This window comes from Rhizobium sp. P44RR-XXIV, assembly GCF_001999485.2.
Classification (GTDB): domain Bacteria; phylum Pseudomonadota; class Alphaproteobacteria; order Rhizobiales; family Rhizobiaceae; genus Rhizobium.
This window is the reverse complement of record NZ_MPVZ02000029.1, coordinates 1,843,610-1,857,141: the sequence shown is the minus strand read 5'-3', so window position 1 is coordinate 1,857,141 and position 13,532 is coordinate 1,843,610. Positions and strand designations below refer to the sequence as shown.

Here is a 13,532-nt window from a genome sequence, read left to right as displayed (position 1 = left end):
GAATTTTATCCTGAATAAACAAGGAAGCAGGCAGAGCCACCAGCTCTGCCGGCCTGGGTCAATGCCGCGGTATGCGCGGCAGGAAAATCGTGAACAGGCCGAGCAGCGGCAGATAGGAGCAGATCGTATAGACGAAGGAAATGCCATGTGTGTCGGCAAAATCTCCGAGGGCCGCCGCGCCGAGGCCGCCAGCACCGAAGGCGAAGCCGAAGAAAATGCCGCCGATCAGCCCGACGCGGCCGGGGATCAGTTCCTGCGCGAAGACCACGATCGCCGGGAAAGCCGAAGCGAAGATGAGCCCGATCACGACGGTCAGGACGCAGGTCCAGAACAGATCCGCATAGGGCATCAACAGCGCAAAGGGGATGACGCCGAGGATCGAGAACCAGATGACGAAGCGTGCGCCGAGACGGTCACCCACCGGGCCGCCCATGATCGTTCCGACGGCCACGGAGCCGAGGAAGAGGAACAGCATCAGCTGGGCGTCGCGGACATCAAGGTGGAACTTCTCGATGACGTAGAAGGTGAAGTAGCTCGATATGCTCGCCATGTAGACGTTCTTCGTCGCCGTCAACAGGATGAGGATTGCAAGCGCCCACATCGCCTTGTTACGGGCGATCGGCAAGGTGCGGCTCGGCGCAGGGCGCGCCGATTGCTGGCGGCGATGGTTGACAAACCAGTTGCCGACCCAGCTCAGAACGATGAAGCCGATAACGGCGAGCACCGAAAGCCAGGCGACGCTCGTCTGGCCATGCTGAAGAACGAAGAAGGCTGCAATCAACGGCCCGATGGCCGAGCCGGCATTACCGCCGAGCTGGAACAGCGATTGAGCCAACCCATGACGGCCGCCGGAGGCGAGACGCGCCACACGCGAGGCTTCGGGATGAAAGACGGCCGAGCCGAAGCCGATCAGGCTGGCGGCGACCAGCAACATTCCGAAGCTCCCGGCATAGCCCAGCAACACGAGGCCAAAGAATGTGCTGACCATGCCCACTGGCAGCGAATAGGGCATCGGCCACTTGTCCGTCACGATGCCGACCACCGGCTGCAGCAGCGACGCGGTAATCTGGAACATCATCGTCAGCAGGCCGATCTGGACGAAATCGAGTGAGTAATTCTCTCTGAACATCGGATAGAGCGACGTCAGCAGCGATTGCATGATGTCGTTCAGCAAGTGGCAAGTGCTGACAGCCACCACGATCGAGATCGTCGTCTTCTCGAATCGGGTCTGCGCACCCGAAAACGCCGCAACCATTGGGATTTCCTTCCAGCGCCGACAACTCCGCCGACCATAGTGTTTGATCCGCCTTTTACACGGCTTGCCGTTGTCCTTCTTTCGTGTTTTGGTCCAATAGTTTCGCGATTGGGCCAATATGGAAAAGCTATCGAAGCAGTTGCTGGCGACCCTCGACAAAGACCATGTGCAGAACATGCGCTGGATGGAGGAATCACCTGCGGATGTGCTCGTTCACAGCGCCGAGCCACCACAGGGCTACACCGTTCCGTGGCACCATCATCGGCGCACGCAATTGCTCTGCATCTTCGCCGGCGTCGCCCTGATCATGACAGCGCGGGGCCGCTGGATGGTACCGCCTGGTCATGCCCTGTTCATTCCAGTCGGCCTCGAACATTCGATCGAGATCCTGAGCGATGTCAGCATGAAATCCGTCTATGTGATGCCGCGCGGCCAGCCCGCGAAGGAGGAGGCTCCGCGCGTCGTCGAAGTCACGGATCTCGCCCGCAGCCTGTTGCTGGAGGCCATTCGCTTGGGGGAAGCACCGGCCAGCCATCGAAAGGCCAAGCTGGTCCTGTCGCTGCTTGTCGAGGAAATCGCGACGCTGCCCGAACGCCCGCTCGGCCTCCCCTTCCCCTCTGACCGCCGGCTGACCGCGCTCTGCCGCGACTATCTCGCCAACCCATCGCCAAACGCCAGACTGGACGACTGGGCCGAGAAGCTTGCCATGAGCCGGCGGACGTTCACGCGGCAGTTCCGTAAGGAAACCGGCATCAGCTTCACGACATGGCGCCAGCAGGCAAGCGTCTTTGCCTGCCTGCCGCGGCTGGCCGAGGGCCAGCCCGTCACCAACGTCGCGCTTGAAGCTGGCTACGAAAGCGTGGCCGCCTTTACCACCATGTTCCGGCGCGTGCTCGGCACGCCCCCGAGAGCCTACATGGTCAACCGCTGGACCTTCGACCGGCAATCGACCTGAAAGCTCCTATTGAAATGACCAGGCGCTTCCGGCAAAGAGCGCTGAGAGCGAGGACAAGCACATGCGGCATATTCACATCGTCGGTATTGGCACGGGGAACCCCGAACATCTGACCGTGCAGGCGATCAATGCACTGAATGCTGCCGATGTCATTTTCATTCCCAGCAAGGGCGCGGCAAAGGCGGAACTTGCCGACGTTCGCCGGGAGATTTGCAATCGTTATGTCAGCAACAAGGCGACGCGCTTTGTTGACTACGATGTACCCTCGCGCCAGACGGCCGATCGCAGCTATGTTGAGAGTGTCGACGAGTGGCACGAAGCGATTTCGGCAACTTATGAACGGCTGTTTCTGCAGCATCTGACGGACAGCGAAAGTGCAGCCTTCCTCGTCTGGGGCGATCCGGGTCTCTACGACAGCACGCTGCGCATCATCGACCGCGTCAGCGGGCGTGGCAAGGTGGCACTCGATTACAGCGTCATTCCCGGCATCACCAGCATCCAGGCGCTGACCGCAAGCCACCGCATTCCCCTCAACCTCGTCGGCAAGCCGGTGCAGATCACCACGGGCAGGCGGCTGGCCAAGAGCTTTCCAGGCATTGCCGAAACGGCCGTCGTCATGCTCGACGGCGAGCAGGCATTCAGCAAGATCGACGACCCCGACGCCTATATCTATTGGGGAGCCTATCTCGGAACGAAAGACGAGATCATCATCGCCGGCAGGCTGGTGGATGTTTCCGAGCGCATCCTTTCGACACGCAAGCAGGCGCGCGCCAGACACGGATGGATCATGGACATCTATCTCATGCGCAAGGGGCACGATTTCGACGATCGGGAATGAGCGACAAGAGGCCAATTCATTTGCTCGCCGATCGCCTTTGTGCAAGGAAATGTCCTTTATGAAGGACAGTCTCATGGTTGCGACCAAAGGGCAGAGGATGGAAGGGCAAGCGTGCGTCTCGCAAGAGAACGCCGAACCGCGTGCCGCTGCATCGCCCCGGCCCTCCATGGTCCGTGGCGCCTGTCCATCTCTAAGCGCACCGATGCAAACGGGCGATGGCCTGCTCGTGCGGCTTCGCCCGGCGACGCCGGGATTGACCGTCGCCCAATTTCGAGCGCTGGCCGATGCTGCCGAAGCGCACGGCAACGGATTGATCGAGATCACCGCGCGCGGCAATCTCCAGCTACGCGGCATGACCCCGCAGAGCATGGAAGGGCTGGCTGCCGATATCGACCGCGCCGATATCGTTCCCGAGAGTGGTGTTGCCATAGAGGTGCCGCCACTCAGCGGATTGGACCCGCTCGAGATCGCTGACGCGCGTGATTTGGCTACCCGCCTCCGGCAGGCGATCGAGGCACTTCGTCCAAGGCCGCTCCTCGCGGCCAAACTGACTGTTATCATCGATGGCGGTGGGCGGCTGACACTGGACGGGCTCTCGGCCGATATCCGGCTGCGAGCGGAAATCTCCGCCGATGGCCCGCCTCTTTGGACCCTCGCAGTATCCGGCACGGCCGCAACGGCAAAGCCGATTGCGGCGGTCCTCCCGGACGGACAGGCGATCGCAGCCGTGATCTTGCTGTTGCAAACCCTTGGAAACATCGGCCCTGGCGCTCGTGGCCGCGACCTCGATACAGAGGCCCTGCGCGCCCTGTTTCAGTTCGACGGCTACCGTACACGCGATGTGCGAGACCCATCCGTCTCACCCGTCGGCGTCATCTCCCTCGATGAAGAGCGCAGCGTCCTCGGACTGCGCCCGTCCTTCGGCCAGATCCACGCCGTGCAGCTTCGCCGCTTTCTCGCCGTTGCGGAGATGGCTGGTGTCCATGAGATCCGCACGGCGCCCGAACATGCGATGCTGTTGCTGGGGCTGTCATCAAATGCAGCGGAACAATTGCGCAAGGCAGCAGCTGACTGTGGCTTTCGAACCCGCGCTGATGACCCGGCGAATTATGCCATTCCCTGCTCAGGCGCGGGCGCTTGTGCTTCCGCTCATTATGTCACAAGACATGCCGCGACCGATCTTGTTCGCATCGCCCCGGAATTGCTCGACGGTTCGCTCGACGTGCATCTGTCGGGCTGCGAAAAGGGCTGCGCCCATCCAGGTGAGGCGATGCTTACGATCGTCGGGGCTACAACGGGCTATGGTATTGTCGTAAATGGGTCAGCATCGAGCGAGCCGGTGACCTACATCGGCAGGGACAAGCTGAAATCAGCACTGGCCGAACTCGGTGATCTGGTGCGAAACAACAAAGCTGCTGGCGAATCGGCCGGGCAGTGTCTTAAACGGCTCGGCCGGGACGCAATCGCGACGGCTTTACGACAGGGATAGAAATGCCTGACTATGACTATATCCGCGAGGGGGATGCGATCTATGAACGCTCCTTCGCGATCATCCGCAGCGAAGCAGACTTGTCGCGTTTTCCCGAAGCCGAGGCCGATGTCGCTGTCCGCATGATCCATGCCTGCGGATTGGTGGAAGCGGCTGAACACTTTCTTTTCTCCCCCAATTTTGTCTCGTCAGCCCGCAAGGCGCTTTCTGCCGGCGCGCCGATCTTCTGCGATGCGGAAATGGTCGCCCGCGGCGTTACCCGTGCCCGTCTGCCGGCTGCCAACGAGGTGATCTGCACGCTGCAGGATCCGCGCACCACCGACATCGCAAAGTCCATCGGCAACACGCGCTCGGCTGCCGCCATGCATCTATGGGCCGAACGCCTTGCCGGTTCTGTGGTTGCCATCGGCAATGCGCCGACTGCTCTCTTCCACCTCCTGGAAATGCTGCGCGATGGCGCTCCGAAGCCTGCCGCCATCATCGGCATGCCCGTGGGCTTCGTCGGCGCGGCGGAATCCAAGGATGCCCTTGCGGAGAATTCCTACGGCGTTCCCTTTGCCATCGTCCGCGGCCGCCTCGGCGGCAGTGCCATGACGGCCGCTGCCCTCAATGCTTTGGCGAGGCCGGGCCTATGAGCATGTCATCCAGCGGACAGTTGATCGGCGTCGGCACCGGTCCGGGCGATCCGGAACTGTTGACGATCAAGGCTGTCAGAGCCTTGGAGCGCGCCGACGTGGTCGCCTACTTCGCCAAGCAGGGCAGAGGCGGCAACGGAAAGGCGATCGTCGGCGAATTTCTGAAGGCAGATGTGACGCTGCTGCCGCTCTACTATCCCGTCACGACGGAGATCGACAAGGACGCACCGGAATATGGAAGGCAGATCACCGCCTTCTACGATGCCTCCGCCGAGATGGTGGCGGCACATCTGCGCGAGGGCAAGACTGTTGCCGTGCTCAGCGAAGGCGATCCGCTCTTCTACGGCTCCTACATGCATCTGCATGTGCGCCTGGCCGATCGCTTCCCGACCGAGGTCATACCCGGCGTAACGGCCATGTCCGGCTGCTGGTCGCTCGCCGGCCTGCCGATGGTGCAGGGAGACGACGTTCTCTCGGTTTTGCCGGGAACGATGAAGGAGACAGAACTGGCCCGACGCCTCGGCGATACGCAGGCCGCCGTGATCATGAAGGTGGGCCGCAACCTGCCGAAGATCCGCCGCGCGCTGGAACTGGCCGGCCGGCTGAACGAGGCCATCTATGTCGAGCGCGGCACGATGACGAACGGGGCGATGACTCCGCTTGCAAGCCGCGACGATGCCGAGGCGCCGTACTTCTCGCTGGTGCTGGTCCCAGGATGGGAAGGCAGGCCATGAGCGGGCGCCTCTATGTTATCGGCACGGGACCCGGCAACCCAGAGCAGACCACGCCGGAAGCGTTAGCAGCTGTTGCGGACGCTACCGAGTTCTTCGGCTATGGCCCCTATCTGGATCGCCTGACGCTTCGCGCCGATCAGATCCGCCATGCCTCGGACAATCGCGAAGAGTTGGACCGCGCCAAGGCGGCACTGGATCGCGCTGGTGCGGGAGCCAATGTCTGCGTCGTCTCAGGTGGCGATCCCGGCGTCTTTGCCATGGCTGCGGCGGTCTGCGAAGCGATCGATCACGGACCGGAGGAATGGCATAAGGTAGACCTTGTCGTCGTGCCGGGAATTACCGCCATGCTCGCCGTTGCCGCCCGCATCGGCGCGCCGCTGGGTCATGATTTCTGCGCGATTTCGCTGTCGGACAATCTGAAGCCGTGGCCCATTATCGAAAGCCGGCTCCGCGCCGTCTCCCAGGCCGGTCTCGTCATTGCGCTCTATAATCCCATCAGCAAGGCGCGGCCCTGGCAGCTCGGCACAGCCTTCGAAATCCTGCGCACCACCTTGCCTGCAGACACGCCCGTCATCTTCGGTCGAGCAGCCGGCCGCCCGGATGAGCGGCTGACGATTGCGCGGCTGGCGGATGCTGAGGCGTCGCAGGCCGATATGGCGACCTGCGTCATCATCGGCTCGGCCGAGACGCGCGTCATTGCCCGCGAAGGACGCCCGGATCTGGTCTACACGCCACGCTTCATCAGGGAAGAGACGAGATGATCGATCCGATCGAGCGCAGCTTCGAGTGTTTCGACCGCCGGCAGGCCGGTCGCCTCGGCGCGTTCGATCATGATCACCCTGATGCCAAGCTGCCGCGCAGCCTCGATCTTCGCATAGGTGGCATCGCCGCCGCTGTTCTTGGCGATGATTACGTCGATGCCATGCCCGCGCAGCATCTCCAGCTCATCCTCCAGCCGGAACGGCCCCCTGCTATGGATATAGCAGACATCGGGAGCCGTCAGCGGCGGCTCTACCGGATCGACGCTGCGAACCCAATAGTGATGATGGGGAGCGGCATCGGCATAGTGAGCCTCCTGCCGCCCGGTCGCGAGGAACACTCGCCACGGCGCCGCACCGAGCGCGGCGATGGCCTGCGGGACGCTGTGAACGGAAAGCCAGACATCTCCTTCGACAGGCACCCAGGCCGAGCGGCGCAGCGCAAAGGCCGCAACATCGCTTTGAGCAGCCGCTTGTGCGGCATTAGCGGAGATGCGAGCCGCGAAAGGGTGGGTTGCATCGATCATCAGATCGATCCCTTCGTCCTGGAGATAGCTGGCAAGACCCTCCGCGCCGCCGAAGCCGCCGCTGCGCACCGGAACCGGCTGTGGAGCCGGATCGGCGGTTCGGCCGGCCAGCGACAGGACAACGTCAAGATCGGCGCGGGGGGCAAGTGCTGCCGCCAGCGCACGGGCTTCCGTCGTGCCGCCCAGGATCAGAATGCGAGCCTTGCCCATGGCTGAGACACCTTCAGTTCAACGCTGGCTCACTCTTATCGGCATCGGCGAAGACGGTCCAGCCGGCCTTGGTGATGAGGCCAAGCGGCTGATTGCTTCTGCACCTATGGTCTTCGGCGGGGCACGCCATATCGAATTGATGCAGCCGCTGATCACCGGCGAGGTGCAGACATGGCTGAGCCCGTTCGAGAAATCGGTGGATGCGGTCCTCGCCCTTCGTGGCAAACCGACCGTTGTGCTCGCCTCCGGCGACCCCTTCTTCTATGGCGTCGGTGCGACGCTCTCGCGGCACATCCCCGCTTCCGAAATGATGGTCATTCCCGCCCCCTCCTCCTTCAGCCTTGCGGCTTCACGGCTTGGATGGCCCTTGCAGGATGTGACTACCCTTTCGCTGCACGGCCGCCCGATCGATCTCATCCGTCCGCATCTGCATCCGGGCCGCAAGATTCTAGCGCTGACATCCGATGGCGAGGGCCCGGCCGCTCTAGCCGCTTTGCTGCTCGCCACCGGCTTTGGTCAGTCGACGCTAACGGTTCTCGAGGCGCTCGGTGGGCCGCAGGAGAAGGTTTCGCAGCAAAAAGCGGTCGACTTTGCGCTCGGCGATATCAACGACCTCAATATCTGCGGCATTGAGGTCAAGGCTGACGAAAGCGCCCGCATCCTGCCGGTCATCGCCGGCCTTGCCGATGAGCTTTTCGAGCATGACGGCCAGATCACCAAACGCGAGATACGCGCGATGACGCTGTCTGCTTTGGCGCCACGTCGTGGCGAGCTGCTGTGGGATATCGGCGCCGGTTCCGGCTCGATCGGCATCGAATGGATGCTCGCAGACCCATCGCTGCGCGCCATCGCCATCGAAGCTTCGAGCGAGCGAGCCGCCCGCATCCGGCGCAATGCCAGCAACTTCGGCGTGCCAGGCCTGACCATCGTCGAGGGAGAGGCGCCGGGTGCGCTTGCGGGACTGGCGACGCCCGATGCCATTTTCATCGGTGGCGGCGGCAGCGATGCGGGTGTGCTCGACGTCGCTATCAGTCAGTTGAAGAGCGGTGGCAGGCTGGTCGCCAATGCAGTCACGACCCAAATGGAAGCCATTCTGCTCATCGAGCACGCGCGGCGGGGCGGCTCCCTGGTCCGCATCGACATCGCCCGGGCCGCTCCCGTCGGCCGCATGACCGGCTGGCGGCCGGCCATGCCGGTGACGCAATGGTCCTGGATCAAGCCATGAATAGAGACGAGGTAAAGCAATGACGGTGCATTTCATCGGCGCAGGCCCAGGGGCTGCGGACCTGATCACGGTTCGCGGTCGCGACCTGATCGGCAAATGCCCGGTCTGCCTCTATGCCGGCTCGATCGTTTCGCCGGAATTGCTGCAATATTGCCCGCCCGGCGCCCGCATCGTCGACACCGCGCCAATGTCGCTGGACGAGATCGAGGCGGAGTATCTGAAAGCAGCAGCAGCGGGCGAGGATGTCGCGCGCCTGCATTCCGGCGACCTTTCCGTCTGGAGCGCTGTGGCCGAACAGATCCGCAGGCTTGAGCAGCATGGCATCGACTATACGCTGACACCAGGCGTTCCCGCTTTCGCCGCCGCCGCCTCCGCGCTTGGACGCGAACTGACCATCCCTGCCGTTGCGCAGAGCCTCGTTCTCACCCGCGTTTCCGGTCGCGCCTCGCCGATGCCGAACAATGAGACGCTGGAAAAATTCGGCGCTACCGGCGCGACACTCGCCATCCATCTGGCGATCCATGCGCTCGCAAAAGTCGTCGAGGATCTGACGCCGCTTTATGGTGCGGATTGCCCCGTTGCGATCGTCGTCAAGGCTTCCTGGCCGGACGAGCGGATCCTTCGCGGCACGCTTGGCACGATCGAGGCGCAGGTGGCGGCGGAACCGATCGAACGGACCGCCCTGATCTTCGTCGGCCCATCGCTCGGCGCCAGCGATTTCCGTGAGAGCTCACTCTACGATCCGACCTATCAGCGCCGTTTCCGTGGCCGGCAATAGCGATGCACCTGGTTGCAAAACATGCCGAAATTTCCTCTAGTCGATTCCAACAAAGCTTGGGGCAAAAGAGGATCACGATATGCAGCGCATTACCATCACCATCGATGATGATCTTCTGGAGACGATCGACAAGATCAGCGTGCAGCGCGGTTATGCAAGCCGCTCGGAAACGCTGCGCGATCTCGTTCGCGATGCCGTGACCCGCGCTCAACCGGCCATCGATGGCGAAGCCAATTGCTTTGCGGCGCTCACCTATGTCTATGAGCACGAGACCCGCGACCTGTCGCGCCGGCTGACGACGGCGCAGCATGACCACCATGACCTCTCGGTCTCAACCCTTCACGTCCACATCGACGGACATGATTGTCTTGAGGTCTCGGTGCTAAAGGGCAAGGCGGATGAGATACAAAGCTTTGCCGACAGCGTGATCACCCAACGCGGTGTGCGCTTCGGAAACCTGCATCTCATTCCATCGGAACATGGTCCGCATCACTCGGGCACACATTCGCACGACTGAGCACGGCTCAGTTGCCCGCGGACAACTGCGGCCTTCAGAGTTTGCCCGTCACATACGCCATGCTTTCCTTGATCGCCGCGACGGGCTCCGTCAAAGCATGAACTGTCGGGGCAAAGGGTTCGAAGGATGCAGGGCCGGCATAGCCGGCAGACAGCAGCGCTCGCAGCTGCCCGACGTTATCGAGGCGATCGCTGGCATCGACCAGAACGCGATGGGGATCGCGCATGTCGGCAACCGATACGTCGGGATCGCTGACGCCGGAAATATGGACCAGGCCCGTCAGCTCAGGGAAAATCGCGGTCTCACGGGCCAGATGATGGTGGAAGGTATCGTGCACCAGGCAGAAGGTCGACTTTGCCCCGAGTTCGTCGATCGCCTCGGCCGCTTCGCTCTTCAGTCGCAGAGAGCAGATTTCGAAGCCGAGCGGCTCGACGAGACCGATGATGCCGGCAGCCTCCAGCATCGGCTTCAGGGCCGACAGCGCCTTTCGGAGATTGGCACGACGCACGTCCGGCTCGCGGCCGCTGCCGTCGTTGACCGGAACAAGCACCAAGGCGCGGCACCGCAATCGCGCGCATAGGCGATCAGCTCGGCCGCCTCGTTCGCGCGCTCCTCAGTCCACTCGTTGAAGCGCTGCAGCGCGTTGATCGAGATGATGGCAAGCCCATGGCGCGCTGCAAGCTCCTTGACGGCTGATGCCGGCGTGCCGTCCAGGATGGCATTTCCGGCCAGATCATTGCGGATCTCGACGCTCTCGATGCCGAGCTGCTTTGCAGCGGCAAAGAATGTCTCCAGGGGAAGCGACGGCGCGCACATATGATTAAGCGCGAAACGAATGGAACTCATGATGGGCACTCCTCCTCAAGACCGATGGCCGGGAAAGATATCTCGACCCCTTGCGCCAGCCAGCGAAGGACTAGCGAGATTCATGATCGCAATCCATCGGCCATCACCATCATTTTTGATAGAATTATCCCAGAAATGATAGAATTACATCATTCGCGCTAGATGTTTTCCGAGACGAAGATTTCGAAGGGCAAGACGCTTTGTCCGGGGATGACCGTTGCATCGCTTTCGATCGACTTCATCATCAGGCTCATCAGTTCCTTGCACAGAGCCGGGAGCGGCGTGCCGATCGCCATGGTAACGACATCGTCGGCAAGCGCCGCCTTCGATTCTGGTGTCAGTTCGTTGACGACCGCGATCAGCTTGCCCGCCAGATGCTCTTCACGGATCGCTGAAATCGCGCCCTCCATGCCGCCGCCGCAGACATAGAAACCGATGAGATCAGGATGCTTTTGCAGGAGATCGAGCGTCGCTTCATGGGTGATCTCCGGTGTGTCGAGATTGATCAGCGTATCGAGCACCTCGAATTCCGGTGCGTTCTCACGAAAATAGCTTCGAAAGCCGATTTCGCGCAGCTCGTGGCCAAGAAAGCGATGACTGCCGACGAAGCAGGCGACTTTGCCGGGCCGACGCGCCGAACGCGCGATAACCCAGGCCGCGGTGCGTCCCACCTTGCGATTGTCGACGCCGATGTAGCCCTGCCGCGCGGTGGTGGAAAAATCGGACAGCAGGGAAAAGACCGCAATGCCCTTCTCCTTCAGCTCCTCGATTGCAGCCGTGACGGCTGGATAATCCGGCGCGACGAGCGCGATCGCCTGGCTGCGCGCAGCCATCGCCTTCATTCTCTCGACGATAGCCGTTGGCGTCGAAGCCGGCACGAAATCCACAAGAGCGTTGATCCGGGCTGTTGTGACCGCCTGCGCCGCCACGACGACCTCCTTGGCGAAAGCCTGGTAGAAGGCTTGAACCGGCTTCTGCAGGACGAAACCCAGTCGATATTGCGGCAGATCTTCGAAGACTCGCTGACGCAGGAGACCGACTGCATGATAGCCGATTTCCTGTGCCGCCTCATAAACCCGTCTTGCCGTCTCCTCCCGCACGCGATGACGTCCATTCAGGACGCGATCAATGGTGGCGACGCTAACGCCAGATGCCTTGGCGAGATCCGATATGGTGGGGCGACGCATGGTTGCTCCTGAGATATGCCTTCATCGACGACATCAGAGTTTGATATGTTTTGATAGATTCCATCATTCCCTCATTGAGGCAAGCGAAAACTCGATCTATCGTTTTCGACATGAGGGCGGCGTGCTGTTGCGTGCCGCGGGAGATGGCGATGACTGAGATAATCAAACGGGATTACAGCCTGCTTGGCACCAGCGGCAAAAGGGCGGTGGAAACCGGGCTTGCCGCCGCCGAATGGTATCACACGGATATCCCGCGCAAGGACATGAAGGCGCTGATGCAGCGTTCCGACGCGCCGGCGATCCGCGACACCATCATCTGGCTGGGCAGCATGCTGCTGTTTGCAGCTCTCGGGATCACCTTCTGGGGCTCATGGATCTGTATCCCGTTTTTCCTGGCCTATGGCGTGCTTTATGGGTCCGCCTCGGACAGCCGCTGGCACGAATGCGGCCACGGCACGGCGTTCAAGACCCGTTGGATGAACGATGTGGTCTATCAGATCGCTTGCTTCATGATCATGCGCAATCCGGTGACATGGCGCTGGAGCCATGCCCGCCACCACACCGATACGGTCATCGTCGGCTGCGATCCGGAGATTGCTGTCATGCGGCCGCCTGATCTCTTCCGCCTTGTCCTGAACTTCGTCGGCATCCTCGATGCCTGGTACGCCATGGTCGACATGCTGCGCAATTCAGCCGGCGTCGTCAGCGCCGCGGAAAAGACCTTCATTCCCGAGATGGAGCAGCCAAAGGCCATCCGCATCGCCCGCATCTGGCTCGCCATCTATGTCGTGACCGTTGCGACGGCGATTGCCATGGGCTCGATCCTGCCGCTGATGCTGATCGGCCTGCCCCGACTCTACGGTGCCTGGCATCATGTTCTGACGGGCCTGCTGCAGCATGGTGGCCTTGCCGACAATGTCATCGACCACAGGCTGAACAGCCGCAGCGTCATGATGAACCCGGTAAGCCGCTTCATCTATTGGAACATGAACTATCATGTCGAACATCACATGTTCCCGATGGTGCCGTATCACGCCCTGCCGAAGCTGCACGCGATGATCAAGCATGATCTGCCGGCGGCCAACCCATCCATATGGTCCGGCTACCGCGAGATGATCCCGGCCTTCCTGCGGCAGCTACGCAATGAGGACTACTTCCTGAAGCGTGAACTGCCGCCGACGGCACGGCCTTATCGCGAGGAATTCCACAGTGAACTACCGGCAGCAGCCCAATAATAACGGCACTCAAAGGGAGGAAAACATGAGCAACAACTGGATCGAAGTCTGCGCTGAAGGCGAGATCGACGAAGAGGATGTCATCCGCTTCGACCATGATGGGCGAACCTTTGCCGTCTATCGCAGCCCCGAGGACGACTACTTCGCCACCGACGGCCTGTGCACCCATGAAAAGATCCATCTTGCCGATGGTCTGGTCATGGACAACATCATCGAATGTCCCAAGCACAATGGCCGCTTCGACTACAGGACCGGCGAGGCCAAGGGCGCGCCGGTCTGCGTCAACCTGCAGACCTATCCGGTCAAGGTCGAAGACGGCACAGTTTTCATCGGACTCTGAGGA

At 61.7% G+C, this 13,532-nt stretch carries 14 protein-coding genes and 1 pseudogene; 11 read left to right on the top strand and 4 right to left on the bottom strand.

Annotation, left to right across the window (positions count from 1 at the left end):
- Positions 1-58: 58 nt before the first annotated feature.
- The gene (locus BSK43_RS34405; RefSeq protein ID WP_077470279.1) at positions 59-1,255 is read right to left on the bottom strand and encodes an MFS transporter; all 1,197 of its coding nucleotides are present in this window, start codon (positions 1,253-1,255) and stop codon (positions 59-61) included.
- A 118-nt stretch (positions 1,256-1,373) separates the two neighbouring features.
- Here BSK43_RS34405 and BSK43_RS34400 point away from each other — a divergent pair, with 118 nt between their 5' ends.
- From BSK43_RS34400 to BSK43_RS34375, 6 genes are all read left to right on the top strand, one after another.
- Positions 1,374-2,210: a helix-turn-helix transcriptional regulator gene (locus tag BSK43_RS34400; RefSeq protein WP_068395330.1), complete on the top strand. Its 837-nt coding sequence runs from the start codon at positions 1,374-1,376 to the stop codon at positions 2,208-2,210.
- 61 nt (positions 2,211-2,271) lie between these two features.
- On the top strand, positions 2,272-3,048 hold the full coding sequence (gene cobF / locus BSK43_RS34395; protein WP_077470278.1) for a precorrin-6A synthase (deacetylating): 777 nt from the start codon (positions 2,272-2,274) through the stop codon (positions 3,046-3,048).
- Between the two features lie 49 nt (positions 3,049-3,097).
- Entirely contained in the window at positions 3,098-4,537 is a 1,440-nt protein-coding gene (gene cobG / locus BSK43_RS34390; RefSeq protein WP_348641770.1) for a precorrin-3B synthase, read from the top strand.
- A gap of 2 nt (positions 4,538-4,539) precedes the next feature.
- A complete protein-coding gene (locus BSK43_RS34385) occupies positions 4,540-5,172 on the top strand; it encodes a precorrin-8X methylmutase (RefSeq protein WP_077470276.1) in 633 nt (210 codons plus the stop codon).
- 2 nt (positions 5,173-5,174) lie between these two features.
- Positions 5,175-5,906, top strand: coding sequence for a precorrin-2 C(20)-methyltransferase (locus BSK43_RS34380; protein ID WP_205910702.1), 732 nt, complete (start codon positions 5,175-5,177; stop codon positions 5,904-5,906).
- Entirely contained in the window at positions 5,903-6,667 is a 765-nt protein-coding gene (locus tag BSK43_RS34375) for a precorrin-3B C(17)-methyltransferase (protein WP_077470274.1), read from the top strand. The genes BSK43_RS34380 and BSK43_RS34375 overlap by 4 nt, the downstream gene beginning before the upstream one ends.
- Here the strand turns inward: BSK43_RS34375 and BSK43_RS34370 are convergent.
- Positions 6,631-7,401 carry a cobalt-precorrin-6A reductase gene (locus BSK43_RS34370; RefSeq protein ID WP_077470273.1) on the bottom strand — a complete coding sequence of 257 codons (771 nt, stop codon included), beginning with the start codon at positions 7,399-7,401 and terminating at the stop codon, positions 6,631-6,633. The two genes, BSK43_RS34375 and BSK43_RS34370, sit on opposite strands and share 37 nt — an antisense overlap.
- On the opposite strand from BSK43_RS34370, the gene cbiE reads away from it, so the two are divergent.
- The 3 genes from cbiE to nikR all read left to right on the top strand — a co-directional run bounded on the left by cbiE (position 7,385) and on the right by nikR (position 9,921).
- Positions 7,385-8,626: a precorrin-6y C5,15-methyltransferase (decarboxylating) subunit CbiE gene (gene cbiE, locus BSK43_RS34365; RefSeq protein ID WP_077470272.1), complete on the top strand. Its 1,242-nt coding sequence runs from the start codon at positions 7,385-7,387 to the stop codon at positions 8,624-8,626. The two genes, BSK43_RS34370 and cbiE, sit on opposite strands and share 17 nt — an antisense overlap.
- Before the next feature lie 19 nt (positions 8,627-8,645).
- Entirely contained in the window at positions 8,646-9,404 is a 759-nt protein-coding gene (gene cobM / locus BSK43_RS34360) for a precorrin-4 C(11)-methyltransferase (protein WP_077470271.1), read from the top strand.
- Between the two features lie 79 nt (positions 9,405-9,483).
- On the top strand, positions 9,484-9,921 hold the full coding sequence (nikR, locus tag BSK43_RS34355) for a nickel-responsive transcriptional regulator NikR (RefSeq protein ID WP_068395344.1): 438 nt from the start codon (positions 9,484-9,486) through the stop codon (positions 9,919-9,921).
- A gap of 34 nt (positions 9,922-9,955) precedes the next feature.
- Here nikR and BSK43_RS34350 read toward each other — a convergent pair.
- Both BSK43_RS34350 and BSK43_RS34345 read right to left on the bottom strand, forming a co-directional pair.
- Positions 9,956-10,767: pseudogene (locus tag BSK43_RS34350) on the bottom strand (TIM barrel protein).
- A gap of 158 nt (positions 10,768-10,925) precedes the next feature.
- Positions 10,926-11,954, bottom strand: a complete 1,029-nt coding sequence (locus tag BSK43_RS34345; protein WP_077470269.1) for a LacI family DNA-binding transcriptional regulator — start codon at positions 11,952-11,954, stop codon at positions 10,926-10,928.
- A 143-nt stretch (positions 11,955-12,097) separates the two neighbouring features.
- Between BSK43_RS34345 and BSK43_RS34340 the strand changes: the two genes are divergently transcribed.
- Positions 12,098-13,189, top strand: a complete 1,092-nt coding sequence (locus tag BSK43_RS34340) for a fatty acid desaturase family protein (protein WP_077470268.1) — start codon at positions 12,098-12,100, stop codon at positions 13,187-13,189.
- A 25-nt stretch (positions 13,190-13,214) separates the two neighbouring features.
- Positions 13,215-13,529, top strand: a complete 315-nt coding sequence (locus tag BSK43_RS34335) for a MocE family 2Fe-2S type ferredoxin (RefSeq protein WP_077470267.1) — start codon at positions 13,215-13,217, stop codon at positions 13,527-13,529.
- Positions 13,530-13,532: the final 3 nt, after the last annotated feature.

Excerpts from the sequence above, each read along its gene's own strand:
- BSK43_RS34405 (WP_077470279.1), bottom strand. The coding sequence starts at position 1,255 with ATGGTTGCGGCGTTTTCGGGTGCGCAGACCCGATTCGAGAAGACGACG.
- BSK43_RS34400 (WP_068395330.1), top strand. The coding sequence starts at position 1,374 with ATGGAAAAGCTATCGAAGCAGTTGCTGGCGACCCTCGACAAAGACCAT.
- cobF (WP_077470278.1), top strand. The coding sequence starts at position 2,272 with ATGCGGCATATTCACATCGTCGGTATTGGCACGGGGAACCCCGAACAT.
- cobG (WP_348641770.1), top strand. The coding sequence starts at position 3,098 with ATGTCCTTTATGAAGGACAGTCTCATGGTTGCGACCAAAGGGCAGAGG.
- BSK43_RS34385 (WP_077470276.1), top strand. The coding sequence starts at position 4,540 with ATGCCTGACTATGACTATATCCGCGAGGGGGATGCGATCTATGAACGC.
- BSK43_RS34380 (WP_205910702.1), top strand. The coding sequence starts at position 5,175 with ATGTCATCCAGCGGACAGTTGATCGGCGTCGGCACCGGTCCGGGCGAT.
- BSK43_RS34375 (WP_077470274.1), top strand. The coding sequence starts at position 5,903 with ATGAGCGGGCGCCTCTATGTTATCGGCACGGGACCCGGCAACCCAGAG.
- cbiE (WP_077470272.1), top strand. The coding sequence starts at position 7,385 with ATGCGAGCCTTGCCCATGGCTGAGACACCTTCAGTTCAACGCTGGCTC.
- BSK43_RS34370 (WP_077470273.1), bottom strand. The coding sequence starts at position 7,401 with ATGGGCAAGGCTCGCATTCTGATCCTGGGCGGCACGACGGAAGCCCGT.
- cobM (WP_077470271.1), top strand. The coding sequence starts at position 8,646 with ATGACGGTGCATTTCATCGGCGCAGGCCCAGGGGCTGCGGACCTGATC.
- nikR (WP_068395344.1), top strand. The coding sequence starts at position 9,484 with ATGCAGCGCATTACCATCACCATCGATGATGATCTTCTGGAGACGATC.
- BSK43_RS34345 (WP_077470269.1), bottom strand. The coding sequence starts at position 11,954 with ATGCGTCGCCCCACCATATCGGATCTCGCCAAGGCATCTGGCGTTAGC.
- BSK43_RS34340 (WP_077470268.1), top strand. The coding sequence starts at position 12,098 with ATGGCGATGACTGAGATAATCAAACGGGATTACAGCCTGCTTGGCACC.
- BSK43_RS34335 (WP_077470267.1), top strand. The coding sequence starts at position 13,215 with ATGAGCAACAACTGGATCGAAGTCTGCGCTGAAGGCGAGATCGACGAA.